The 24,138-nt window shown below is 61.7% G+C and carries 30 protein-coding genes; 19 read left to right on the top strand and 11 right to left on the bottom strand.

The window, feature by feature from the left end; genetic code table 11:
• Positions 1–47 precede the first annotated feature (47 nt).
• Positions 48–665: an NADPH-dependent F420 reductase gene (locus tag K6N12_RS06625; protein WP_097627772.1), complete on the top strand. Its 618-nt coding sequence runs from the start codon at positions 48–50 to the stop codon at positions 663–665.
• A gap of 276 nt (positions 666–941) precedes the next feature.
• On the opposite strand, the gene K6N12_RS06620 is transcribed toward K6N12_RS06625, so the two are convergent.
• The 4 genes from K6N12_RS06620 to K6N12_RS06605 form a co-directional block, all read right to left on the bottom strand.
• Positions 942–1,121, bottom strand: a complete 180-nt coding sequence (locus K6N12_RS06620; protein ID WP_097627725.1) for a hypothetical protein — start codon at positions 1,119–1,121, stop codon at positions 942–944.
• A 65-nt stretch (positions 1,122–1,186) separates the two neighbouring features.
• Complete coding sequence (locus K6N12_RS06615; RefSeq protein WP_097627723.1) at positions 1,187–1,579, bottom strand: hypothetical protein; 393 nt, start codon at positions 1,577–1,579, stop codon at positions 1,187–1,189.
• A 66-nt stretch (positions 1,580–1,645) separates the two neighbouring features.
• The gene (groL, locus tag K6N12_RS06610) at positions 1,646–3,280 is read right to left on the bottom strand and encodes a chaperonin GroEL (RefSeq protein ID WP_097627721.1); all 1,635 of its coding nucleotides are present in this window, start codon (positions 3,278–3,280) and stop codon (positions 1,646–1,648) included.
• Between the two features lie 49 nt (positions 3,281–3,329).
• Entirely contained in the window at positions 3,330–3,647 is a 318-nt protein-coding gene (locus tag K6N12_RS06605) for a co-chaperone GroES (RefSeq protein WP_097627719.1), read from the bottom strand.
• A 511-nt stretch (positions 3,648–4,158) separates the two neighbouring features.
• Between K6N12_RS06605 and K6N12_RS06600 the strand changes: the two genes are divergently transcribed.
• The 6 genes from K6N12_RS06600 (at position 4,159) to K6N12_RS06580 (ending at position 6,794) form a co-directional block, all read left to right on the top strand.
• Positions 4,159–4,422 (top strand): hypothetical protein, encoded by a 264-nt coding sequence (locus K6N12_RS06600; RefSeq protein ID WP_097627771.1) that lies wholly within the window; start codon positions 4,159–4,161, stop codon positions 4,420–4,422.
• Positions 4,419–4,754 carry a hypothetical protein gene (locus K6N12_RS06595; RefSeq protein WP_097627717.1) on the top strand — a complete coding sequence of 112 codons (336 nt, stop codon included), beginning with the start codon at positions 4,419–4,421 and terminating at the stop codon, positions 4,752–4,754. The genes K6N12_RS06600 and K6N12_RS06595 overlap by 4 nt, the downstream gene beginning before the upstream one ends.
• Positions 4,751–5,047, top strand: coding sequence for a hypothetical protein (locus K6N12_RS34795; RefSeq protein ID WP_097627716.1), 297 nt, complete (start codon positions 4,751–4,753; stop codon positions 5,045–5,047). Before K6N12_RS06595 ends, K6N12_RS34795 begins: the two co-directional genes overlap by 4 nt.
• Positions 5,038–5,313, top strand: a complete 276-nt coding sequence (locus K6N12_RS06590) for a DUF1488 family protein (RefSeq protein ID WP_097627714.1) — start codon at positions 5,038–5,040, stop codon at positions 5,311–5,313. The genes K6N12_RS34795 and K6N12_RS06590 overlap by 10 nt, the downstream gene beginning before the upstream one ends.
• A gap of 27 nt (positions 5,314–5,340) precedes the next feature.
• Positions 5,341–6,183, top strand: coding sequence for a transglutaminase-like domain-containing protein (locus K6N12_RS06585; RefSeq protein ID WP_097627712.1), 843 nt, complete (start codon positions 5,341–5,343; stop codon positions 6,181–6,183).
• A 230-nt stretch (positions 6,184–6,413) separates the two neighbouring features.
• On the top strand, positions 6,414–6,794 hold the full coding sequence (locus K6N12_RS06580) for a VOC family protein (protein WP_097627710.1): 381 nt from the start codon (positions 6,414–6,416) through the stop codon (positions 6,792–6,794).
• Positions 6,795–6,856: 62 nt separating this feature from the next.
• On the opposite strand, the gene K6N12_RS06575 is transcribed toward K6N12_RS06580, so the two are convergent.
• Complete coding sequence (locus K6N12_RS06575; RefSeq protein ID WP_097627770.1) at positions 6,857–7,819, bottom strand: LysR family transcriptional regulator; 963 nt, start codon at positions 7,817–7,819, stop codon at positions 6,857–6,859.
• A 123-nt stretch (positions 7,820–7,942) separates the two neighbouring features.
• Between K6N12_RS06575 and K6N12_RS06570 the strand changes: the two genes are divergently transcribed.
• The 5 genes from K6N12_RS06570 (at position 7,943) to K6N12_RS06550 (ending at position 12,103) form a co-directional block, all read left to right on the top strand.
• Positions 7,943–9,343: an MFS transporter gene (locus tag K6N12_RS06570; protein ID WP_097627708.1), complete on the top strand. Its 1,401-nt coding sequence runs from the start codon at positions 7,943–7,945 to the stop codon at positions 9,341–9,343.
• 174 nt (positions 9,344–9,517) lie between these two features.
• A complete protein-coding gene (locus tag K6N12_RS06565; RefSeq protein WP_097627706.1) occupies positions 9,518–9,814 on the top strand; it encodes a hypothetical protein in 297 nt (98 codons plus the stop codon).
• A gap of 48 nt (positions 9,815–9,862) precedes the next feature.
• Positions 9,863–10,198, top strand: coding sequence for a hypothetical protein (locus K6N12_RS06560; RefSeq protein WP_097627769.1), 336 nt, complete (start codon positions 9,863–9,865; stop codon positions 10,196–10,198).
• Positions 10,199–10,569: 371 nt separating this feature from the next.
• A complete protein-coding gene (locus K6N12_RS06555; RefSeq protein WP_003587729.1) occupies positions 10,570–10,713 on the top strand; it encodes a hypothetical protein in 144 nt (47 codons plus the stop codon).
• A 328-nt stretch (positions 10,714–11,041) separates the two neighbouring features.
• Complete coding sequence (locus tag K6N12_RS06550; RefSeq protein ID WP_179867140.1) at positions 11,042–12,103, top strand: fatty acid desaturase; 1,062 nt, start codon at positions 11,042–11,044, stop codon at positions 12,101–12,103.
• A 93-nt stretch (positions 12,104–12,196) separates the two neighbouring features.
• Here the strand turns inward: K6N12_RS06550 and K6N12_RS06545 are convergent, their stop codons facing one another.
• A complete protein-coding gene (locus K6N12_RS06545) occupies positions 12,197–13,111 on the bottom strand; it encodes an SDR family oxidoreductase (protein WP_097627702.1) in 915 nt (304 codons plus the stop codon).
• Between the two features lie 90 nt (positions 13,112–13,201).
• Here K6N12_RS06545 and K6N12_RS06540 point away from each other — a divergent pair, with 90 nt between their 5' ends.
• Positions 13,202–13,762 carry a TetR family transcriptional regulator gene (locus tag K6N12_RS06540; RefSeq protein ID WP_097627700.1) on the top strand — a complete coding sequence of 187 codons (561 nt, stop codon included), beginning with the start codon at positions 13,202–13,204 and terminating at the stop codon, positions 13,760–13,762.
• A gap of 5 nt (positions 13,763–13,767) precedes the next feature.
• On the opposite strand, the gene K6N12_RS06535 is transcribed toward K6N12_RS06540, so the two are convergent.
• The gene (locus tag K6N12_RS06535) at positions 13,768–14,250 is read right to left on the bottom strand and encodes a YcgN family cysteine cluster protein (protein WP_012557045.1); all 483 of its coding nucleotides are present in this window, start codon (positions 14,248–14,250) and stop codon (positions 13,768–13,770) included.
• A gap of 195 nt (positions 14,251–14,445) precedes the next feature.
• Here K6N12_RS06535 and K6N12_RS06530 point away from each other — a divergent pair, with 195 nt between their 5' ends.
• The 3 genes from K6N12_RS06530 to K6N12_RS06520 all read left to right on the top strand — a co-directional run bounded on the left by K6N12_RS06530 (position 14,446) and on the right by K6N12_RS06520 (position 17,955).
• Positions 14,446–16,632, top strand: a complete 2,187-nt coding sequence (locus K6N12_RS06530; protein ID WP_097627698.1) for a transglycosylase domain-containing protein — start codon at positions 14,446–14,448, stop codon at positions 16,630–16,632.
• 194 nt (positions 16,633–16,826) lie between these two features.
• A complete protein-coding gene (locus tag K6N12_RS06525; RefSeq protein WP_097627696.1) occupies positions 16,827–17,414 on the top strand; it encodes a DUF1214 domain-containing protein in 588 nt (195 codons plus the stop codon).
• Positions 17,407–17,955 carry a DUF1254 domain-containing protein gene (locus K6N12_RS06520; RefSeq protein ID WP_003587740.1) on the top strand — a complete coding sequence of 183 codons (549 nt, stop codon included), beginning with the start codon at positions 17,407–17,409 and terminating at the stop codon, positions 17,953–17,955. Before K6N12_RS06525 ends, K6N12_RS06520 begins: the two co-directional genes overlap by 8 nt.
• 13 nt (positions 17,956–17,968) lie before the next feature.
• Here the strand turns inward: K6N12_RS06520 and K6N12_RS06515 are convergent, their stop codons facing one another.
• A complete protein-coding gene (locus K6N12_RS06515; RefSeq protein WP_165503950.1) occupies positions 17,969–18,136 on the bottom strand; it encodes a hypothetical protein in 168 nt (55 codons plus the stop codon).
• A gap of 538 nt (positions 18,137–18,674) precedes the next feature.
• On the opposite strand from K6N12_RS06515, the gene K6N12_RS06510 reads away from it, so the two are divergent.
• Both K6N12_RS06510 and K6N12_RS06505 read left to right on the top strand, forming a co-directional pair.
• Positions 18,675–18,881, top strand: a complete 207-nt coding sequence (locus K6N12_RS06510) for a hypothetical protein (protein ID WP_097627694.1) — start codon at positions 18,675–18,677, stop codon at positions 18,879–18,881.
• Between the two features lie 249 nt (positions 18,882–19,130).
• Entirely contained in the window at positions 19,131–20,180 is a 1,050-nt protein-coding gene (locus tag K6N12_RS06505; protein WP_097627692.1) for a DUF2336 domain-containing protein, read from the top strand.
• Positions 20,181–20,201: 21 nt separating this feature from the next.
• Here the strand turns inward: K6N12_RS06505 and K6N12_RS06500 are convergent, their stop codons facing one another.
• The 3 genes from K6N12_RS06500 to K6N12_RS06490 form a co-directional block, all read right to left on the bottom strand.
• Positions 20,202–20,546 carry a DUF1491 family protein gene (locus K6N12_RS06500; RefSeq protein ID WP_097627690.1) on the bottom strand — a complete coding sequence of 115 codons (345 nt, stop codon included), beginning with the start codon at positions 20,544–20,546 and terminating at the stop codon, positions 20,202–20,204.
• A gap of 176 nt (positions 20,547–20,722) precedes the next feature.
• Positions 20,723–21,646, bottom strand: coding sequence for a peptidoglycan-binding domain-containing protein (locus tag K6N12_RS06495; protein ID WP_097627687.1), 924 nt, complete (start codon positions 21,644–21,646; stop codon positions 20,723–20,725).
• Positions 21,618–23,159, bottom strand: coding sequence for a sensor histidine kinase (locus K6N12_RS06490; RefSeq protein WP_097627685.1), 1,542 nt, complete (start codon positions 23,157–23,159; stop codon positions 21,618–21,620). Before K6N12_RS06490 ends, K6N12_RS06495 begins: the two co-directional genes overlap by 29 nt.
• Before the next feature lie 452 nt (positions 23,160–23,611).
• Between K6N12_RS06490 and K6N12_RS06485 the strand changes: the two genes are divergently transcribed.
• Entirely contained in the window at positions 23,612–24,106 is a 495-nt protein-coding gene (locus K6N12_RS06485; protein WP_097627683.1) for a DUF5330 domain-containing protein, read from the top strand.
• Positions 24,107–24,138: the final 32 nt, after the last annotated feature.

The raw sequence follows: 24,138 nt of genomic DNA, 5'->3' as shown, positions 1-24,138 counted from the left end.
CGGTCGGATATATCGACGTCATTCAACTCGATGAAGGAACCGACCATATGAAAACCGCTATTATCGGAACTGGAAACATGGGTGCCGGCTTGGCGCGTCGCCTGGCAGGCAAGCGCGAGCTCATCCTCGCATCGCGCAATGAGGCCGCGGCAAAGTCGCTTTCCGAGGAGATCGGCGCGACGAGCGCATCGATCTCTTCCGCCGTGGCCGAAGCCGATGTTCTGGTCGTCGCGCTGCCTTATGCCGCGGCGCTCGAATTTGCCGAAACCGCAGCATTGCAGGGCAAGATCGTCATCGACATTACCAATCCGCTCAAGCCTGATTTCTCCGGCCTGCTGTTCGGTCACGACACATCTGCAGCCGAAGAAATCCAGCACAGGGCCAAAGGCGCCAAGGTCGTGAAGGCCTTCAATACCATCTTTGCCGAGCTGTTTGCGGCTTCCCCAAAGCACAGCTCCACGATACCGGTCTTCCTGGCCGGGGACGACAATGCTGTCGAAACCGCCGCAGCGCTGGTGAAGGATGCCGACTTTGCTGTCGAGAAAACCGGCTCGCTCGATGCCGCTCGCCTGCTCGAACCCTTGGGGATGCTGAATATCCGCCTTGGTTACGGCCTGGGCCGCGGTACCGGGATCGCCCCGAAATGGGTCGCCATCGACGGCTGAGATCACGGCTGGTCTCCGCCCATGCGGGGCCAGTCATTCCTGCTTCCTGATTGAACGGCTGACCGAGTCGCTGAAAGGATCGCCTAAATCATTGAGCTGCCAAACCATATCGGCTAGACCCGTTCCTGACGTGAGACGGCGGTTGAAAGATGGTGGCGTCGTTCGAAGCCTGGGCAAACCTCTGTCGTCTGATTGGCTTCGCCATCGACAAACAGCGCGGCCTCGCCGCGGAAGATCGCGCCCTCTCCAGGCTGCGCCGGCGGCCTCTTTAGATCGTCAATGCACTGAGATAAGCGGATCGCCATCTGCCGCCTCCCGCGACGCGCGAGGACGCGTGCTGTCGTTGGCGACCTTCCTGTGCCCGTCGGCTGCAGCCTCGCGGATTTTCTGGAAGCGGTTGTCGCCAGCGTCTTCTGCGGCTGGCTGCGGGTCGCTCTTTTTTTTGAAACGGATCATCGATCATTCCTGCGTCAACAGAGGGAGCGCCCCGCACAGGTGGCGGAGCGCTCTCGAAAACAGTGTCAGGCGGCAAGCGTGGTGGCGCAGGCTTGAACACTCCGACTGTCGGGTGAGGTCTGCCCAGGCATGGTGGCCCAGCCGCCGGCCTCAACGAACTGACGCTGCTTGTAGCCGTCGGTGATCGCCTTGAACTCGGTAAGCTTGGCGGCCGCATCCGGCGCTGCTTTGAACCGCTCGACGCAAATGGCCGACGCTAGATCTCCGCGTGCAACGTCGCCGGCGGCGGCTGCCGCTTTGCTTGACGTGCCGCCTGTTACCCAACCGCCCCAGCTGAAGCCGATAATCATCGTGGCGATCGCCGTGACGACGCAGGCCCAGACGAGAAGCGTCTTGGATGGCTGGTAACTGTCGAAACGCTGGGTGATCGATGTTTTACTGCTGCTCTGCACGGACATTGGAATTCTCCCTGTCTGTTGTTCAAGTTGCGCCGTCCGACGACGCCGGACCGGTTCAGGCTGTTCTCAGTATCCCATATCGCCCATGCCGCCATTTCCGGCTGCAGGGGCGGAGTCTCTTGCGGGAATGTCGGCGATCATCACCTCGGCGGTGATCAGCAGCGCCGCAATCGAACCGGCGTCCTGCAGAGCAGTGCGCACGACCTTGGCAGGATCGACGATGCCGGCCTCGATCATATCGACATAGGTCTCCGTTTGGGCGTCGAAGCCCTGATTGTCATTATTACTGCCCGCGAGTTTGCCGACGACGATTGAGCCCTCGAACCCGGCATTGTCGGCGATCTGTCGGATCGGGGCTTCGAGCGCCCTGAGCACGATCGAGATGCCCGCCGTCACGTCGGCGTTCTCCCCGGTCAGGCCCGTCAGGGCCGACTTGGCGCGCAACAATGCCACGCCACCGCCGGGCACGATGCCCTCTTCGACCGCCGCACGGGTGGCGTTCAGCGCATCGTCGATGCGGTCCTTCTTTTCCTTGACCTCCGTCTCGGTCGCGCCGCCGACGCGGATGACCGCGACGCCGCCGGCGAGTTTCGCCAGGCGCTCCTGCAGCTTTTCCCTGTCGTAATCGGAAGTGGTCTCCTCGATCTGCGCCTTGATCTGCTGGATACGCGCATGGATGGCCGCTTTCTCGCCGGAGCCGTCGATGATCGTGGTGCTGTCTTTCTCGATCAGCACGCGCTTGGCGTGGCCGAGCATATCGAGCGTGACGTTGTCGAGCTTGATGCCGAGATCCTCGGAAATCATCTGGCCCGCCGTGAGCACGGCAATGTCTTCCAGCATTGCCTTACGGCGATCACCGAAACCCGGCGCCTTGACGGCTGCGACCTTCAGGCCGCCGCGCAGCTTGTTGACGACAAGCGTCGCCAGCGCTTCACCCTCGACGTCCTCCGAGATGAGGAGCAGCGGTTTGCCGGTCTGTACGACCGCTTCCAGGATCGGCAACATCGCCTGCAGGCTGCCGAGTTTCTTCTCGTGAATGAGGATATAGGGATCCTCCAGTTCCACGCGCATCTTCTCGGCATTGGTGACGAAATATGGCGAGAGATAGCCGCGGTCGAACTGCATACCCTCGACGACATCGAGTTCGGTCTCGGCGGTTCGTGCCTCTTCGACCGTTATGACGCCCTCATTGCCGACCTTGTCCATCGCCTTGGCGATCATCTCGCCGATGGCGGCGTCGCCATTGGCGGCAATGGTGCCGACCTGGGCGATCTCGCCTGACGACTTGACCTTCATCGCCCGCGCCTTGATTTCCTTGACGACGGCGATAACGCCGAGATCGATGCCGCGCCTCAGATCCATCGGGTTCATCCCGGCAGCGACGAGCTTTGCGCCTTCGCGGAAAATGGAGGCGGCGAGAACAGTTGCCGTCGTCGTGCCGTCGCCGGCAAGATCATTGGTCTTCGAAGCCACCTCGCGCACCATTTGCGCGCCCATGTTCTCGAACTTGTCGGCGAGCTCGATCTCCTTGGCGACGCTAACGCCGTCTTTGGTGATGCGCGGTGCGCCATAGGCCTTGTCGATGACGACGTTGCGGCCCTTCGGGCCAAGCGTCACCTTGACGGCGTTGTTGAGCAATTCGACGCCGCGCAGCAGGCGGTCGCGCGCGTCGGTGGAGAACCTGATTTCCTTGGCAGACATGATATTTCTTCCCAGTTCGGTCTTGAGATGCTGGTCACAAATTCGACGCTCAGGCGGCTTTGTCGGCAGCCGCTTCGGTCTTTTCGACGATGCCCATGATGTCGGTCTCCTTCATGATCAGAAGGGTTTCGCCATCGATCGTGACCTCTGTCCCCGACCATTTTCCAAACAGGATGAGATCACCGACCTTGACATCAAGCGGGACCAGATTGCCGCTTTTGTCGCGGAGACCCGGGCCGACTGCGACCACTTCGCCTTGCTGGGGCTTCTCCTTGGCGGTGTCTGGAATGATGATCCCGCCCTTGGATTTGACATCGCCTTCCGCACGTCGGATGACGACGCGGTCGTGAAGTGAACGGAATTTCATAGAGGTCTTTCTGCTGCCGGCGCGTAGGGCGGCTGCAACTCATAAATAGCACTCGTGGCACTCGATTGATAGGAGTGCCAAGAAATATTATTCACGCAGGAATTTTTTTGAGATATTCAGGAAATCAATCCGACCGAGTATTTTGTAATAATCGGGAAGTGAATAGAATTTTTTGCGCCATCGCGTCCGATTTTATTTGAATGAACAAAGAGTTAATTTGGCGTTTTTCATAGATAAATCAGATTTTATCTTGATTTAAACGCAATCGAGGCGCAATGATAGGTCTCGTCGATTTAGCCGACCTGGCTTCGCGGTGTCAGAGACCTACGACCCGCCATCACCACTGAATTCTCGACAGCGATCCATAACGTCGTTCCGGCGTTGAGTTCGCCTGTTCCGATCCGGAATGAGCTTGGCGCTGACCGCGGATGTACCGGCAGCCTCGAGTTCGTCCGGTTCGGATCTCAATGATACAGGAAACATATCGGTGTATCCTGCGGAGGCCCGAGCCGTGACAAGTCGCACCACACAAACCGTCGTCCGCTTTTCATCCCCATTCCGCCTGCCCGGTTTCGACAGAGCGCAGCCAGCCGGAGAATACCGCGTCGATTATGACGAGGAATTGATCGATGGCGTCTCCAGGCTTGCCTGGCGACGGGTCGGCGCCTTCATCCACCTGCCGGCGATAGCCGCCCAGAGTTCGACGCAGCAAATGATGCCTATCCACTTGTCAGATCTCGAAACCGTGCTCGAAAAGGACCAAAAACCGTCATGACCGCTACGCGCATCCCGCAACGCAATGGACGCTCCATCCGGCGCGAGGCAGCAACACATATCTTCACGGTGGGGCAGACCGTCCGGGTGAAGGACGGGTTCTTCGTCGTTCCCTCCAAGCTCCCCGAAACATACCGTGTTACCGCCACGCTGCCTCTCAGAGGAAATGTGCTGCAATACCGCATCCGCAGTGACGATGAACGTCATGAGCGGGTCGTGACGGAAGATAGCCTGGAATCGGTAAACCTATCGCCCGCCGGCAGCGGCGCAACACTGATCGAGAGGACGTTTGGCCAAGGCCGCGGCCCGAATGACGAAAGGTTGACATCGTGAACAGCCATGGAGACGAAGCCGAACGAAGACGGAATGCCTTTGCCGTCCACACATGGGAAGCGCCCGGCCGCTACTCCATGGAGACCAAACACGACGGCCGGATCGAATCCGCCCGTTCGTGGACCGTCTATCGTGTTTCTGCAAGCGTTCCCGTGCACGCCGGCCATACGGAAGCCGGGGAAGACATGATGTCCTTCAATCTCCTCAACATAGGATATCGGAAGGAATGGCTCAGGCTGTCGGGCACCGCTCGGAGTGCTCGGAAGAGCCCGCCGGTCCAACCATGGCGCTAGCTTTTCTGAACCTAAGCCGTAGCTTCGATCCGGCGAGAAATGCTGTGCGCTTCGTGGGCCATGACGGCATGTTCCAGGTGTTGTTCTTCATCGAGGTTGGCGCGCTGGCGAAATCCGACGCCGCATTGCAAAGAACCGAGCCTTCGGTAACGAGGTGGCTATCCTCCTTCGACGCCCTGCGCAACTCCATTCAGGAGGTGGCGCACAAAGCCTACTCCTACCGCCGCCGCGCCTTTTATACTCTAACTGCGGCGGATTTCCGCTAGACGGATCCGGACGCGCGAGAACGCTCCATGTTGATCCGTTACGGCTATGAAATGACGCTGACCTGCCCGCAGCCGACCGCATTGGTATGTCTGTTGTCGGTGCATGAGGATCGTGCGGCCGACATCAGGGTTCCGGAAACGGTATTCACCACGCCCAATGTTCCCACTTCGACTTATCGCGACCTCTTCGGCAACCGCTGCCTTCGGCTGGTCGCCCCGACGGGCGACCTGACCATATGGGGCGATGCGACGATCGAAGACGACGGCAAACCGGACAGGTCGCTGCCAGGCGCCAGGGAACTCCCGGTTTCGGAGTTGCCAGACGATTGCCTCGTCTACCTGATGGGCAGCCGCTATTGCGAAACGGATCGTCTCAGTCAGATTGCGTGGGATATATTCGGCACCGTCGCACCCGGCTGGAGCCGCGTTCAGGCGATCTGCGACTTCGTTCACGGCCATATCCAATTCGACTACATGCAGGCGCGATCGACGCGGACAGCCTTCGAGGCGTTCCACGAACGCGTCGGCGTCTGTCGCGACTTTGCGCATCTGGCGGTGGCGTTGTGCCGTTGCCTCAACATTCCTGCCCGATATATCAATGGTCATCTCGGCGACATCGGCATTCCCGTCGTTGATCCAATGGACTTCAGCGCCTGGATCGAGGTCTTCCTTGACGGTGCATGGCATGCATTCGATCCGCGCAACAACACACCGCGGATCGGTCGCATCGTCGTCGCCCGCGGGCGCGACGCTGCCGACATACCGCTCATCAATTCCTTCGGACCGCATGTGCTGAAGGCGTTTCGAGTCTGGACCTATGAGATGACGGACCTGCAGCAGATGCAAAGCGTCTCCGAGGGCGCTGTTTAGAACGGATGCGGCAGCAGCCTCACCGCCCCCGAGCCGGACTCTGCCCTCCCCAAAACCACGTGACAGCGGCTGGGCTGAATCACCGGCCATGAATGAGCAGGCAAGCTGCGATGACGATGCAAGCCCATTCGTTGACTCGGGACGGCGGTTGAAAGATGTTGGCATCGTGCCATCTTGGGGATGAGCAATCCTTCGGGGATTGGCGAAAAAGGGAGGGAGTTTTGCGGCCCATGTTCGATCATGTCTCCATCGGCGTCAAAGACCTCGAAAGAGCCCGCCATTTCTATGATGCGGCGCTGGCGCCGCTCGGATATGAGCGCCTGTCCAATTCCGACACCATGATCGGCTATGGCCCGGAACGGGTCGGGCTCTGGGTGATGCAGGTCGAGCAGCCGGTTCTTGCCGATCTGCGATCCGGGCTGCATTTCTGCTTCGTCGCGCCTGATGAAGCCGCCGTCGATGCCTTTCACGCGGCAGCGGTCGCCTCCGGCGGCACTGATAATGGCGAACCCGGCATTCGGCCGGATTACGGGCAGTTCTATTATGCAGCCTTTATCATCGACCCGGACGGCTACCGTCTCGAAGCCTATTTCCATAAAGGCGAACTGTAATAGGCGCTAGCTCTGACGCAATTCCGGGCGGAAAATCGCTTCATACTTTTCCTGGAATTGCTCTACGCCGCAGCTCTCGATATCGAGACGCGGCAGCCGGAGGCGACGAGCGCCTCGCCGGCGACGTCGAGGAACAGGCGGCGGAACCAGCGCGCCCGGCCATCGGCCTGGTCGACGCGGCGATAGAGCATGGTTACCGGATCGGCCGGCAGCGAAAGCGGCGGCGCTGAGATCGTCAGTCCGTGCAATTGCGCCATGCAGCGTCCGATCGATTCCGGCACGATTGATATGGCCGGCATCGCCCGCAACGCCGTTGGCAGGGCGGAAAAGCGCGGCACCGTTGCCACCACACGCCTGACATGGCCGGTGCGGCTCAGCGCGGTGTCGATGCTGGTCGAGGCGTTGCCCTCGAACGAGACAGTGACATGGGCGACATCGGCGAAATCCTCAAGGCTCAGTGGCGCCTTCAGCTTGAGTTGAGCCTCATCGTAAATGCAGATCGATGCCTGATTGAACAGCGGCGCTCGGATGTGCCAGGAGGCTGGTTCGTCATGCACGGATACGCTGAAATCGAAGCCCCCCTCGTCCAGCCGGCGGGCGGCATCGCGCTTTTCGGAAGCGATGCCGATCAGCCGGGCGCCGGGTGAAAGCTGCAGCAGTCGGGCGGCAAGCGGGCCAAAAAAGGCCGATTCGAGATTGTCGCACATGCCGATGCGGAACTCGCCCTGCCAGCTTCCCGGATCGAAGTCGGCCTGCGGGCGAATAGCGCGCTCGATGCCCGAGAGCGCATCCTCGATTGCCGGAGCAATGGAAAGGGCGCGGGGCGTCGGCTGCAGGCCGCGACCGACACGCACGAACAGTTCGTCATCAAGTGTCTCGCGCAGCCGTCGCAAAGCGGCCGACAGGCCCGGCTGGCCGAGCAGCAACCGTTCGGCGGCGCGGCTGACATTGCGCTCCTGCATCAGCACCGAAAAGGCCAGCAGAAGGTTCAGGTCGATTTTGCGAAGCGTGGCATCATTCATCATCATGAGTAATACCTGGCATGGCTACTATCAATTTGCAATGAGGTAGGAAGATGTACATTTTTCCGTTCCCTGCCGTCCGCGCAACCTCCCTCGACGAGGCGGCAGCAAAAAAGGAACGTATCGATGACACTTTCCAAATCGAAAAGCGGAGCGGGGCTGGCATTGCTGCTGCTCTGCGCCGCCAATTTTCTCGACGCCATGGACGTCTCCACCATCGGTGTCGCGCTGCCCGCCATCCAGGCTGAACTGGGCATGGAAGCGACGTCGCTGCAATGGGCCGTCAGCGCTTATGTGCTCGGCTATGGCGGCTTTCTGCTGCTCGGCGGCCGGGTCGCCGACGTCTTCGGCCACCGCCGCGTCTTCCTCTGGTCGCTGGCGATTTTTGCCGCCGCCAGCATCGCCGGCGGCTTCGTCGACAGCGGCCCGACTCTGATCGCCGCCCGATTGATCAAGGGCATTGCGGCGGCCTTCACCGCGCCGGCAGCGCTTGCGCTGCTGCTCTCCGTCTTTGGCGAAGGAACTGCACGGGCAAAGGCGCTCGGCGTCTTCGCCTCGACCGGCGCGACAGGGTTCGTGCTCGGCATGGTGCTCGGCGGTGCTGCGACCATCTTCAGCTGGCGGACAACGCTGGTCATGGGTGCGCCGGTCGCCATCCTGACGCTCTTTCTTGCGCCGCTGGCGCTGCCGGCAGACCCGAAAAGGACGGGGCCGCGGCCCGCTTTCGACTGGACCGGCGCGCTGACGATCACCCCCGGGCTGCTGCTCTTCGTCTTCGGCATCACCAATGCCGCGGCCGCCGGCTGGCAGGCTTTTGCGACCTGGGGCTCGCTGCTGGCATCGCTGGCGCTGATCCTGCTCTTCCTCGCAGTCGAAGCGCGCCACCCCGATCCAATGGTGCCGCTCGGCATGTTCCGCCGGGCGAAACTTCGGCACGCCAATGCGATTGCCGCCCTCTTCCAGGGCGCCTATGTCGGCTTCCAGTTCCTGGCGACGCTCTATTACCAAAACGTCCTCGGCTGGTCGGCCTTCACCACCGGCTTCTGCTTTGCGCTTGGCGGCGTCTTCGTGATGTTCCTGGCGCCCCGTTTTGCAAGCCTTGCACAAAATCGCGGCGCTACCAGGCTGATGGCGGCAGGTGTCGGCCTGCAGGCCTTCAGCTACGTCTTCTGGGTGACCGCACTCGGGCATGTCGACGCGATCCTGCTCGTGCTGTTTTCGCAGATCCCGCTCGGCCTCGGTTATGCACTGACCTACCCTTCGGTGCAGGTCGCAGCCCTTTCTGACGTCGAGGATGACAAATCGGGGCTCGCTTCCGGACTGCTCTTCGCCTCCTTCCAGATCGGCGGCGGCATTGTGCTCGCAGCCGCTTCGGCAGTATTCGGCGCCGCACCGCATTTCGGCTGGGATCCTTATGTCGCCGGTATCGCCTTCGTGGCGCTGCTTGCGGTCGCGATCACCCTGCTTGCCGCCGCCGGTCCGCGGACATCGGCCGCCCGGACTTCGGCCTATCAGGCCGCGGAATGACCGTTGCGCCCGCACCCTGACCGGTGCGGGCGCTTCATAAGATAAAGCGAATATTAGCAACAGAATCCCATTGCCTTGCCTCGGCGAAAGGCGCATGGTCTCGCCTTCGGCAGCCATTGTACGGGCGCTGCCGACTGAGGGTTTCATCCCCTCGCCCCGACGAAAGGAGGGCCTATGTCTTCCACTTCCGAAAAGCCGCATCTGACCTCGTCCGATCTCGACATGCTTCAAGGCGTGCTCGACGACGCCGGCTACGACGCCAGAATCCTGATCGATGACCAACGCGTGTTCAACGTCGCGGCCGTGTTGCTGATCAGGCTGTTCCAGGAGGGCGTCACCTCGCCGGCCATGCTCTCAAAGGCTCTCGAATACCATTTCGGCAAGCCGAAGGAACCGCCAAAACCGATCACCCCCATCTTCAACCGATATGCGATACAGGGATTGCCGCGCGAAAGACGGGCCGCTGGCTGATGCGCTGCGCATCTTTCAGATTCGCCAAAGGAGCCAATCACTTTGAAGCTGCGGAAAACCCTGTGTCTCTGTATCGGCGTCGCAGTGGCGGGTTATCTTGGATGGGTACAGTTCGGCGCTTATCAGCAACGGCAGCATGCCAAGGATCTTGCTGCGATTGACAGGGAGCGCCGGGTGGCGCTCCTCGAAGCGGACGGCTGCCAGGCAAGGGTGGACCTGCTTCTCACGATGACCGACCGCCTGCTCAAGGCCGGAGGGATGCGGGTCCCGTTCGACATCGGGCGGGATATAGATCTTTGCCTGGCGCGCGGCATCATGTCGGCATCCGGGCGAGCGGAAATGGAAAGAACCAAACTGATCCGCCTGTTTCCCATCAATGATTAAGCCCCTCTGAAAATATGGCTTTGTTGCGGCAACGGCCTTAATGGCACCGCAATTTCATTGTAAGAGAAGGGCTCGCTGATTTGGCCGATGCGGCATCTGCGGTGACCGGAATCCGGCCCGCCATTTTCCCGATCGCGAAAACATGGTGACGTCCCGCCTCAACGTCGGGTTTGGCTTTTGGTGACCTCTGAGGTCATCCGCCTCCAGACTTCGATGCGGTTTCAGCAGGCATCATTTCATTCAATTCCTGCGGCCCGGCGTTGTCGGGTCGTCCTCACGACGATCCCGCGATCTCCGGTCGCGGTCGACAAGCGGGCGAACACCGCGCAGGCTACGGCTTTTCAGTTTTCGATCAAACGGGAGATTTATTCATGGCAAAAGGACAGGTTAGAAGCAATCGTGAGGTCCGGAAGCCGAAGAAGGACAAGCAGGCGGCGAAGGTGGAAAGCACGTTCGCCAATCAGATGAAGACGGCGACCACGACCGCCCCGCATGGCAGTGCTCCAAAGAAATAAAAGATCTTATCGAGCCCCCGCCTCTTCGCAGAGATAGCGCAATTCACGATCGATTTGCGCATAAGAATCATGTGTCAACTGAAGTGATTGCGCGTCCGGTCGGCCACGCTACGCTCCTGCGTGACATTATCACCCATTGACATGTTTCCACAAAAACAGGAAGTGCTGCAGCCATGGTCTCTCTTCACACAATGTACCGTTTCGACTATCCGCTCTTTCTCATTCGCTCGGCTGTAGTGATCGCACTCGGCCTTTCGAGTATCGCGGCCTTTCATGGCGCTATTCTGTGATCCAATCCGCGCGCCGCAACGAGATTAAGGAAATCCAAGTGGTCCCTTTGGGCGAACCCGCCGCAAACTCGGAGTCTTCCGGGGGGCACAACGCGCTTTTCGCTGAGAAGCGCTGGTTGAAGATTCTTGCCGGATACCGTCAGCCGAGAGCCGGTCGAAGCGCTTTTGAGCTTGCCGTCACGGTCGTCCCGTTCGCTCTGTTCTGGGCTGCCGCATGGGCCGCGGTTCATTACAGCTTCTGGCCCGGCCTCATCCTCGTCGTTCCCGCCGCCGCTTTCCTGTTACGGCTGTTCATGATCCAACACGATTGCGGCCATGGCTCGTTTTTCGCACGCCGCGGCGTCGACGACTGGGTTGGGCGAACGATCGGCATCCTGACGCTGACGCCATACGACTATTGGCGCCGGGCACACGCGGAGCACCACGCCTCGGCAGGGAACCTGGACGAACGCGGCGTCGGCGACATCGAAACGCTGACGATCGCCGAATACAATGCGCTGTCGCGCTGGGGCCGGCTTGGTTACCGGCTGTACCGGCACCCGGCCGTGATGTTCGGAATCGGGCCGGCATGGCTGTTCATCTTCAAGCAGCGCCTGCCCTTCGGCATGATGCGCTCCGGCGCCTTGCCCTGGGTCTCCACAATGGCGACCAATCTTGCCATCGCGGCGGTCGCGGCACTGCTGATCTGGGCCGTCGGGATCGTCCCCTTCCTGCTGGTGCATCTGCCGACCGTGCTTCTGGCCGGTGCTGCCGGTGTCTGGCTGTTTTATGTCCAGCACCAGTTTGAGGAAACGCATTGGTCGAAGGAGCCGGACTGGCAGTTCCAGCATGCAGCTCTTCACGGCGCTTCGCATTACGACCTGCCGCCGGTGCTGCGCTGGATCACCGGCAATATCGGCATCCACCATGTCCATCATCTGTCGAGCCGGGTGCCCTATTACCGGCTGCCGGAGGTGCTGCGAGACCATCCTGAGCTTGCCGACCTCGGCCGCATCACGCTCATGGAAAGCCTGCGCTGCGTCAAGCTGGTGCTGTGGGACGAACAGACGAAACGGCTGGTGTCGTTTCGCGATGCGGCGCGGCTCGCAGCCGCGCAGTAAGCAGAGGCCTCAGAGCGCGTCGCCCCGATCTGATTGATGCGGCGCGCTTCGCCCTTTGTTTGGGCTGTGCCACCCCGCCCCCAGCGACGCGCTTTAGCGGTATCCCGTCACATCCGCCGGTTTGCCCGGCTCCTGCACTTCCACCATGTAGCGCCAGCAATCCGGCCGCGAACCGTCGATGTCATCGAACCCGTAGACCTTGGCAAGCCCACCGCTCGACAGCGACTGGCCGTTCCAGCGGGCGCGGTCGGGATCGGCGGCAATCGCAGCGACGGCGCGGCCGACGAAGTGCGGGGTTTCGGAAATGGCGAAGTGCGGCTGCACCTTGGTTGCCTCGCGCCAATTGTCTTCGTTGACACCATAGGCATCCAGCATCATTTCGGAGCGCAGCCAGCCGGGCGTGATCGAAACGGCCGTGGCGCCATGTTTTACCAGATCCTGCGCATGCGCCCAGGCCATGCGGGTGACGCCGGTTTTGACGAGGTCGTAGAAGGGCGACAGCCGATAATGGGTGGCATTGTAGTCGGCCGTGCCGTCGGTCACCTCGACAAGCAGCCCGCCCGGTCGCTCGATCAACAGCGGCAGCGCATAATGGGCGGTGATCAGATGCGTCTCGATGCCGAGCCGCAGCAGGCGCAGGCCCTTGTCCAGCGAATGCTCCCAGACGGCCTTATCCCATTCGAACAGTTTTTCGCCGCCCCAGATGTCGTTGACGAGAATATCGAGCCGGCCGGCCTCTGCCCGGATGCGGGCGACCAGCGCCTCGACCTCAGCCTCGACGAGATGGTCTACCCTCACGGCAATACCCCTCCCGCCCGCAGCCGTGACACGTTCGGCCGTTTCCTCGATCGTTTCTGGCCTGGCATATTCGGATTGCTGCGCGCGCGTCGAGCGCCCCGTCACATAGACGGTGGCGCCGGCAGCGCCGAGTTCCACTGCAATGCCGCGGCCAGCGCCCCGCGTTGCACCCGCCACCAAAGCCACTTTCTCCCGCAAGTCCGTTGTCACTTCTCCATCCTCCACGTTAGAAAAGAAAAAACTGACATTGCATATAAACGAATGTTCGTTCATAAATAAGGCGGATACGCGAGGAAATTCATGCCGCGCCGCCGTACGCTTTCCGATGAACAGCTTCTCGCCATGGTTTTGGCGCTGATCCATGCCGAGGGGCCGGATGCGGCGACCTTTGCGGCGGTGGCCAAAGTCAGCGGCCTTTCCGGTTCGACGCTGGTGCAGCGTTTTACCACGAAGGCGGCGATGCTGCGCGCAGCGCTGCTATACGCCTGGGACAGGCTGGATGCGGAAACGGCAAGGCTTGCAGGCAGCGTGGCGATCACACCGGACGGCGCCGTTGCGCTGCTTGTCGGACTGTCGCAGGATTACGGCGACAATGCCGCCGCCTATGGCGAGGGACTGCGGGTGCTGCGCGAGGACTTCCGCGATCCGGTGTTGCGCGCCCGGGGGGCTGCCTGGGGAACGGCGCTGACCGCGGCGATCGCACGCTGTTTCGCATCGGCAGGCGCGCCGGAGACCATCGCTCGGCTGATGCTGTCGCAATGGCAGGGCTCGCTCACCTGGTGGGGCTTTGGCGCGGAAGGGCCGGTGGACAAATATGTGGAGGTGGAATTGCGCCGCTTCCTCGCAGCGGTAAAAAGCTGAGCCGCTTACGCCTCTTCCTCTTCCTCGTCCTTCTCTTCACCCACAGTCAGCGGCCAGTCGACGACGTAGTCTTCGAGGTCGTCGATATCGATCTCGTTTTCGTTGATCGTGCGGCCGCGCGCGGAAATGCCGGCGGCATGAACGGTTTCCGGATCGCCGGAGATTAGCGGGTGCCACCAGTAGAGATCACGGCCTTCATTGACCAGCCGGTAGCCGCAGGTCGGCGGCAGCCAGGCGATATCGGGCACATTCTCCTTGGTCAGCTGCACGCAATCCGGAACGAAATCCCAGCGGTTCTCATAGCTAGAGCAGCGACAGCTTTCGCCGTCGAGCAGCTTGCAGCTGACCGAGGTGAAATAGATATCGCCGCTATCCCATTCCTCGATTTTGTTGAGGCAACAGAGACCGCAGCCGTCGCAGAGGCTTTCCCATTCGGCGACGGTCATTTCGGCAAGCGTCTTGCGCTTCCAGAAGGGCAGATCGTTCATCGTCATTTCTTGCAACAGCGGCCCGCAAATTGACGTGACCGCCATCTATCTCTCTTGTTATCAGCCGCAAAATCAATCAATTCTTCAGCATGCTCCTGGTATCGGAGGGCTTTGCGGCCATATGGCGGCCTCGCGCTTTCGTCGCTTTCCGACGGCCGGAGATAAGCGAAGCGCGATCAGGCGGGAATACAGGACGTGCAGGATCCGGACAACCCCGAAAGAGGTCCCGAAGCGGGACCCAAAGAAACGGCGAATAACGCGGCGGACAAGCGGCCGGCGAAGAGCCGCCACATCCTGCTGCGCATCGATTCGTGGATCGACTCAACCGTCTGGAACGCCGGCTTCCGCGCCGCCGAGATCTGGGAAGACATCACCATCTTTTTTCGCCGCTTCCGCGTGCGCGGCTGGAAGCGCATGGTCTTCGAATTGGCCGGCGAAGGGCTGACGCTCGGGGCGGCCGGCTCGGTGCTGATGCTGCTGCTTGCCCAGCCGGCCTTCGAGGCGACCAAGGAGGACTGGCGCAACCGCGGCGATTTCGCCGTCACCTTTACTGATCGTTACGGCAACGTCATCGGCCATCGCGGCGTCATTCACCAGAACTCCGTGCCGATCGACGAGCTGCCGGATTCCCTGATCAAGTCGGTGCTCGCTACCGAAGACCGGCGCTTCTTCGACCATTTCGGCATCGACGTGATCGGCCTCTTCCGCGCCATGGTGACTAACGCCCAGGCGGGCGAAGTCGTGCAGGGCGGCTCGACGCTGACCCAGCAGCTCGCCAAGAACCTGTTTCTCTCCAACGAGCGTTCGATCGACCGCAAGATCACCGAAGCGTTCCTCGCCTTGTGGCTCGAGTCGAACCTTTCCAAGAAGGAAATCCTCTCTACCTACCTCGACCGCGCCTATATGGGCGGCGGCACCTTTGGCGCAGCCGCGGCGGCGCAGTTCTATTTCGGCAAGAATATCACCGATGTGAACCTTGCCGAATCCGCCATGCTGGCCGGCCTGTTCAAGGCGCCGGCCAAATATGCGCCGCATGTGAATCTGCCGGCGGCACGTGCGCGCGCAAATGAGGTGCTGACCAACCTCGTGCAGAGCGGGCTGATGACCGAGGGACAGGTGATCGCCGCCCGGCGCAATCCGGCAACCGTCGTCGACCGCAACGAGGTAGAATCGCCCGACTTTTTCCTCGATTGGGCTTTCGACGAGGTGCAGCGGCTGTCGCCGCGCTTCCACCAGCATTCGCTGATCGTGCGCACGACAATCGACATGGGTATCCAGCAGGCGGCTGAGGAATCGGTCGAAACGTCGCTGCGCGAATATGGCGAGGCCTATCACGCCAAGCAGGGTGCCATGGTGATGATCGAGAACGGCGGCGCGGTACGCGCCATGGTCGGCGGGCGGGACTACGGCGAAAGCCAGTTCAACCGCGCCACCAGGGCGCTGCGCCAGCCGGGATCCTCCTTCAAGGTCTATACCTATTCGGTGGCCATGGAGAGCGGGATGACGCCGCAGACGACGATCGTCGACGCACCGATCTCTTGGGGCAATTGGAGCCCGCACAATTATGCGAACCACTATGCTGGCCGCATAACCCTTGAGACGGCGATCGCCCAATCGATCAACACGGTGCCGGTGCGGCTTGCCAAGGAGAAGCTCGGCATTCAGCCGATCCGGGCCATGGCGAAGAACCTCGGCGTCGAAACGCCGATCCGTGACGACGTCACCATCCCGATCGGCACGTCCGAGGTGACGGTGCTCGATCAGGCGACGGCCTATGCCACCTTCCCGGCCGGCGGCTATCAGTCGCGCCGCCACGGCATCACCCAGGTTCTCGATTACGACGGCGACGTGCTCTATGATTTCGACCGCGACGAGCCGGCGCCCAAACGCGTACTCTCGGAACAGGCCGATGCCTATATGAACCAGATGTTGTCGCGCGTTCCCTATGTCGGCACGGCGCGCAAGGCAGCCCTTGACAACGGCATCGTGACAGCTGGCAAGACCGGCACGACCCAGGCCTACCGCGACGCCTGGTTCGTGGGTTTCACCGGCAACTACACCTGCGCCGTCTGGTTCGGCAATGACGACTATACCTCGACCAACAACATGACCGGCGGCTCGCTGCCGGCGATGACCTTCAAGCGCGCCATGGACTACGCCCATCAGGGTGTGACGCTGCGCGCCATTCCCGGCATCGAAAATCCCTTGCCCTCGGAAAAGGATCTCGCCAAGACCGTCGCCGCCAAGCCGCAGGACGGATTGCCGCAGCTCATCCGGCCGCGCATGCTCTCGGTGCCATCGACGAATATTCTCAAAGCCCTCGGCGCAAAGCTGAAAAATGCCGCCCCGCTCGTGCCGGCGAAGGTGGCGAGCGCCGAATAGACGCCGCGTGGATGCGACGAACGATTTCCGGGAGATCTGCGAGAGCGTGGCCCCTCATCCGGCTAGGTGAGGGCAAATCATAGGCGCGCACGCCCGCACCTCTGGATAGATCGCGTACATGTCGTCGCATGGCATTCCACCCCACCAGAATCAGTGGTAACCCTTTAACTCGATATGGTTTCCAAGGTCTTGACGTGTTTCGATTCCCCCTCTTCATCCTGGTCACGCTGATCGTCGCCTTCGGCGGCGGGATCATGATTTCGCTGTATGCGCTGGATGCGACACAGGGTTTCGGGGCGATCAAGCTCGGTGCGTGGGAGGCCTTTCCGGCGCTTCAGACGGTCGATGCCGATCCTTATGCCAAGTCGCATCGGGCTCGCGCCGGCAAGCTGCTCTACGGCAGCGCCGAGGGGCTGACCTTCACGGCGAGCGTCGACGACGACGGTGCGCGGCTGAATGCCGGCTGCCGCTACCGCATCAGCGGGCAAACGCCGCCTGCCCGGATCTGGACACTCTTTACCGCCGACAATGGCGGCAACCCGGCGGCAGTCAAGACCGGGCATCCCTCAGCGCTCAATTCCTGGACGGTGCTGCGCCAGCCGGACAGCAGCTTCTCGATCGACATCTCAGCCGCGGCGCAGCCCGGCAACTGGCTGGCCTTGCCGGAGGCCGGCACCTTCCGGCTGGTGCTGACGCTGTTCGACACGCCGACCGCCGGCAGCTCCGGCGTGATCGACCTCGCCATGCCGAAGCTCACCAAGACCGGATGCGGCAATGCTTAGGATCTTCTTCGCCATTCTGACCGGCCTTTTCGGCGCAGCCCTGCTGCACCTCGTCATCATCCTGTCGCTGCCGCATTTCACCGGCAAGGATGCGGCGACCCGCGTGGAGGCGGAGGGCGACCTCAACAATTTCACGTTGCTCGGCGGCCAGTATGACGAAGCAGGCCTTGCCAATGGCGACCCCTTCGTGCGCACCGCCGTCTGCTCCTTCGACGTCGAGGATGCGCCGGTGCATTTCACCGCCAAGGGCAATGTGCCCTTCTGGTCGATCGCCATCTACGACAGCGCCTCCAACGAGGTCTTCAGCATGAACGACAGAACCTCGGTCGGCGGTGCGCTCGATGTGCTGGCCGGCGGCCCGATCCAGCTGACCGACCTGCGCAAGAACCTGCCGCAGGAATTGCAGCAGGCGATCCTGGTGGAAATGGCGCGGCCGGACGGCTATGCCGTGCTGCGGACGCTGGCGCCGCAGGCAAGTTTTAATGAGGCGGCGCGGAACTTCCTGACGGAAGCCGGCTGTGAGCAATTTAGCGCCCGCTAAAGTTGAACGGACGTTACTTCTTGTTGACGCGCGGCGCGGGCGCCGGACCATGTCTAGGGCTCTCGGTCAGCCGCTCGTAGCGGACGCCCGTGAACCAGAGGATCTTAGCTTCGCGGGGCTCTTTGTCCGGGCGGCGGGGCGCCCGCGGCTGCCGATCCGCCAATGCGACTACTATTGCCATTCTCGTCTCCATGCACTGCCCGAGACGGATGAACTTACGATGGATTTCACCCTGCCCGCCAATGTGCGAGCCGGCGCGTCCTGCGGTGGCGGAGTGACCGAACCGAGGGCATTCGCGCCTTTCCCACGGCACCTGGTTGAAATACCGTGATCAGGAGTCTCAACGATCCAAACACTCAAATCGCGTCGTTCCCATCCGAATTGAGACATATGACAGTTAACAGTTTACTAATATTCGGCGGAAGCCAAACACAGTTCACGTTACCTGCTCTGTAACGCGCGAAGAGTTGATTTGGTTTCACGCCGCCGCCCAAGGCTCCGGCCCGAACTCGAAGTATAAAACAAGAAGTAAATCATATAGTTGAGAAGAGCGGAGCACGCCTACCCCGGCAGCAAAAGAGCAATGTTGCAGAAATGCTTCATGAAAATATTTAATTGCACACGACTCCGATACGCGTATGTTTGCTCCAGTCGATCAGCATTTCCGGCCCCGATCGATCGCGGATATTCACGCTCTTGCCGGAATGCGGAGGCTAGCGATGTCTTTGCTGGTGAATTCATATTTCTCGCCTGACGATCTCGAGATTCTGCGCGGTGCGCTCGATGCCTGGTGCGCGGAACGGCGCGTCGACATCAAAAGCGTCGAGGCGCAGTATGCGGCATCGGCGGCACTCGACCTTTATCAGGCCGGCCACAACAGCCGCGAAAAATTGCTGGACGCGCTGCGCGATCGCAAAGCCGCCTGACCTTTTCCCTTGTGATGCCAGCGATGTGCAGTCGTTGCAGCGGCCTCTTCCACCAGACTTTTATGTTGCCGGCCAATCACGCCGCGACACGCGCCGCGTGTATATTTCTGGCGCATTTTCACAAAATCTTCAGCATGCATTAACCCTACCGGTGTAGGATTTGTTCATAACCCATGTGGCCCGGCATGCGTTCCGCCAGCGCATATCGGCCCGTGGTTCCCCTTGGTTCGGCGTTTTCGGGGTGTTCTTGTGCGTGACCGGTTTCGAGACCTAGAGGGCCCATTGGCCGTCAGGAAAAAGGACGTGGTATTGATGGCGACCGTCAGCAGTTTCGAGAACCTGTCTCATCCGACACGTTCCGAACTGCGCCAATTTGCCGAGCTTTTCATGCCGCTCTTCCAGGCCTCCTCCGACGAGGCCAAACGCCAGGCCGTCGCGGCACTCTCTCAATGCGAAAACATGCCGGCGGCCGTGGCGCTGTTCATCGGCAACCAGCCGATCGAGATCGCCGCCCCTTTTCTTGCCGCCTCCAAGGCAATTGCCGACGATACCCTGATTACCATCGCGCGCATGCAGGGTGCAGCGCATGTAAAGGCGATCGTCAGTCGCGATTCCCTCTCGCCGAAGGTCATCGATGCGCTGGTGGCGCTACGCCAGAGCCAGCCGCGGTCGGCCGCCGCATCGGCGCCCATCACAGAATCCCAGACGGTGCCGCTGTCGCCGGCGCCTGGAGAAACCTACGAGGCGGATGCGCTGCAGGAACAGCGGGTTGCCAATGAAGAGGCGCTGCGCGAGCGTATTCTCGGTCTTGCTGGCCATCTCGGCCGGGCCGACGAGGACAGGCTTGGCCTGCGCACGCTTACCGATATTCAGGAGGCGCTGCTGGTACGTTTTGCCCGCTCACGCGAGGCAATGCATTTCGCAACCGCGCTGGCCGATGCGCTGTCGGCCAGCCGCTGGCTTGCAGAACGCATCATGCTCGATCTTTCCGGCCAGCAGCTCGCGACGACGCTGACGAGCCTTGGCATGGGCTTTCTCGACGCCGTCTTCGTGCTGGAAAAGCTTTATCCGCATCTTGCCGAACAGCAGCACAATGTCACGCGCGGCTGGATGGTGCTCGATGCGCTCGATCCGGAAGAATGCCACGAACGGGTGGAAGCCTGGCGCCGCGCCGATCGCTACACCTACAAACCCGAAGCGGCCAATGCGCCTGCACCTCAGGAAACGCCGAGCCACCGCTTCCTCAATCAGGCGCCGGCGCAGCGCGACATGCGTGTCCTGGGGCGGCGATCCCGCTGAGATCGGCAGACCCGCCAGCCCTCAGCCATCCCGTGCAAGCGGGATCATGTCGCCCAATTCCTCCGCCTCGAGCTCGACGATCCACAGATCGGGGTCGAACCGGCGTTCCCGCTCCAGCATGGCGCGCACCGCCTCCGGCTCGCTGCGCGACAGGCGGATCTCGAACAGACGGGCGCCCGCCTCATCTTCGCCGAAGGCGGTCTGCGGCGCAGGCGCATAGAGCGTTTCCAGGCCGTCGCGAAAATGCTGGCGGATGAAGATCGCACCCGCCTCCTCCGCACCCTTCTTTTCGACGGCGGCAAAATCGCCGCTGGCGAAGACGCGGCGCAGGAGGGCGGAAACGAAGATGTCGGCGCGTAATCTCATCGGCGCGGTATAGACCGGGCAGCCAGCGGCGGCAATGCGGCGATTGGCGGTGTTCCAGACGACATGGCCAGGCCGCTTGGGCTGCGAGGGTTTCCGGTTATGGTAGGGGTGTTTCTAAGGCGTTTCGCGCTGTGCGCGGGAAAAGCGCTACGCACTTTTGCGCGACAGGCTTCGGGCTAAATTGCGCCGATCTCCTTGAGTTTTTTCAGCACCGCCTGGGTCGGCTCGCCGTTTTCGGGCAGGTTGTAGTGCTTCTGGAAATGGCGGATGGCCGCGCGGGTCTGCTCGCCGGCAACACCGTCGACGCCGACATTGGCATAGGCCATGTTGGAAAGGCCCTTCTGGATCTTCAGCACCAGGTCGACATTGGTGATTTCGCTTGAGGGAACCTGCTTTGCGGATGACGGAGCGGTTTTGACCGTCTTTTCGGCGCTGCGGATCGCCGCTGCGACCGGGTCTTCCGCCGCTGCCTTCGAGCTGACATCCTCGGGCGGCTTTTCCATGGGAACGGTCGAGGGGCCGGCTGAATCAGTCTTCAGCGCCGCCAGCACCTGCGGCGTCGGATCGCCGGTCTGGGCCATGCCGACGGTTTCCTCGAAGAAGAGGATGGCCGCGCTGGTACGTGGGCCGATGACGCCGTCGGGTATGCCGTTATAGAGGCCACGGCGCACCAGTTGTTGCTGGATGTCCATGACGAGCTGGCTCGGCTGCTGGCCGGGCGCGGCCGGCGCCGGCGTTGCGTTGGTGGTGGTCGCGGCATCCTCCGGCCGCTCGATGCGGAAGGTGGTGACGTCGCCCTGCTGCTCCTCCGCCGGGCGGCGGGCGCCGAGCACGTTGGAAGACTGCGGATCGCGGGTGCGGAAAATCGGGTGGGGATGCAGGCCCGGCTGATACCAGAGCGCATTGGCGGCGACGAAGGAGAAGATGACGACAAAGGTGATCGTGCCGCCGGCAACCGAGGGATTGCGGCCGATGACGCCGCCGAGCACCGAGGCGCCCTGCAGGCTGAGGCCGCCCAGGGCGGCTGCACCCGACATCAAGAGGCCCGGCTGCTGCCGTCCCCTTCTTCCCTTAGGCGATTTTCGCTTGTGCGCGGCCATCCAAACGCCCCTCCCCCAATTCTACACCTGCATTGAGCGCGCCCTTCAGCCGCGGCGGGAACTCGACAGTCGCGCCATGACCGGCGTCTTCGGCGCATATGGCGCCCGAGCCGTCCACCGCGATCTCTATGGTGATGATCGTGCCTTCGCCGGGCTGGCTGGCGATGGCGAAATGCCCGCCATGCAGCGCCACCAGCCCCTTGACCAGGGAAAGACCAAGGCCGGTGCCTTCGAAGCGACGGGTATAGTCGTTCTGGATCTGGACGAAGGGCTGACCGAGCAAGGCCAGCTTGTCGGCCGCAATACCGATGCCGGTGTCGCTGACCGTCAGCTTGAGGATGCCGTCGCGTGCCGCCGCGTCGACCGAGACGACGCCGCCGGCCTCGGTGAACTTTATGGCATTGCCGACGAGATTGATGAGGATCTGCTGGATGGCGCGCTGATCGGCGACGATCTCGCCGAGGCCGCGCTGGATCCGGCTCGTCAGCGTCAGGCCTTTGGTCTTGGCCTGCAATGCCAGCATCGATTCGCAGGATTTGACCGAACTCGCTATATCGAAAGGTTCAAGGATAAGCTCGTAGCGGCCGGCTTCGATCTTGCTCATGTCGAGCATGGTGTTGACGACGGACAGGAGATGGGCGCCGGATTCGCGCACGAGGCCGACATATTCGCGCTGACGGTCGTTTTCGAACTTGCCGAAATATTCGCCGATCAGGATATCGGAAAAACCGAGAATGGCGTTCAGCGGCGTGCGCAGTTCGTGGCTGACGGCGGCGAGGAAGCGCGACTTGGCGTCGTTTGCCGATTCGGCATCGGCAACACGGTTCTGGGCTTCGGCCCGCAGCTGCTGCTCGACGGAGACATCGCGCAGCTGAGCGATGACGGCGGCAAGTTCGCCGTCGGCGTCGCGCCGGGCCGTCATGTCCATTCTAAGATAGGCGAACTGGCGTTGATCGCGCGCGACCGAGGGGCGGTCGATGCGCAGATCGACGCACTCGGCATCCTCGCCCCGGCGCAGGCTATCGAGCGCCTGCAGGAAAAGGATGCGGTCGGAGACGTGCACCTGCTCCAGGAAGCCCCTGCCCTTGGGATCGCGCATCCAGGCGAGGAAATCGCGCCGGTCGCGGCCGCCGATCGTGGCCACACTGCCGTGCGGATCGAGGAAGAAGACGAGCCCGGGGGTGGCGTCAAGGAAGAAGTCCTCGGCCGACTGTGTCGCGATCCCGGCGGACGAGCCCTGACGGGCAAGCGCGATGCTGCCGACGGCGGAGAACAGAAAGGCGGCGCAAACCATGGCGACCCCTGCCGGCAAGGCGACGGCCGGACTGGTGACCGCCGAGAGGCCGATCGGAGCGGCAATAAGCGCAGCCGACGAGAACAGCACGAGGCGGCGCAGGATCGCAAGCTCGCGCTGGCGCACGGCTTCACCGCCGCCCGTCCGGGAGAGCCAGCTTGTCGCCGCCCGGTCTACGAGCGCCGTCACCCAGCCGCCAATGTTACTCAATACTCGCACGCAATACCCGCCCAAAAAGGCTGTCTATCGATCCGGACAATAGGCCCCGGCGGCTTAAAGAAAGGATAAGGCAAAAGCGCTGTTCACAGCCGAAAAGGCCCGAAAATCCCGTTTTGAAGCATCTGAAAGGCTCTTTGCCTTTTGTGGTTAATGGCAGGTAAGCGACGGATTTTCCTCATATTTCAGCATTGCGTTAACTCCTGTGGCAAGGCGAGCCGGCAAAAGCCCTGCAATTGCAGCGAGGTGCTGCCCTGATGCTTAACGGCGATCGCTCGCATTCGACTAAAATGTCCGTCAAATACCGTTCGCTAAAATTTGAACTAAATTTGCCGCAAATGCGCGTGAGTTTCGAAAAGCGGCATTCGCAACTTGGCGGTAGGGTGAAATCACACCGGACAACCGGCCTGATTCGGCGACAAGAACCGGACGGGAAAACAGGATGGGCAACGACAATGTGGTTTCTAATCAAAGGATCCTTCTGGTTTGGCCTTGTGCTCGTGCTCCTTTCCGTCTTTAGCACGGAGGGTTCCGACAAGTTCGCCAGCGGCCCGCAATTGCAGCTTTCCGACGCCTTTACGGCGGCAAGCGGCGCCTATGACTATCTCACCGGCATGTGCTCAGAAAAACCCGAGGTCTGCGCCAAGGGCGCCGAAACGCTCACCGCACTCGGCTACCGGGCGCGTGAAGGCGCCCACGTCGCCTATGAACTGCTCGACAGCCAGTTCAAGGACGAGACGCCGGCGACAGCAAAACATGCCGAAACGCAAATGCCGGTGGCTCTCACCATGCCTTCGCTTACGGCACCCGCCATCCAGGAAAAGGTACGCGAGGCAAAGGCCGCGCTGAACCAGCCGATGCCCTACCGCCCGCCGGTCGAAGATGACGCCTCCGCCGAGACGGTTGTCACCGGCGCGATCCCGCTGCCGACGCCGAAGCCGGCGATCTAGATTTTCCAAGCTTGCATCGGTGGCCCGCACGA

The organism is Rhizobium redzepovicii (assembly GCF_019793435.1).
Taxonomy (GTDB): Bacteria; Pseudomonadota; Alphaproteobacteria; order Rhizobiales; family Rhizobiaceae; genus Rhizobium; species Rhizobium redzepovicii.
The sequence above is the reverse complement of the archived record's forward strand: the minus strand, read 5'-3'. Positions and strand labels throughout refer to the sequence as shown.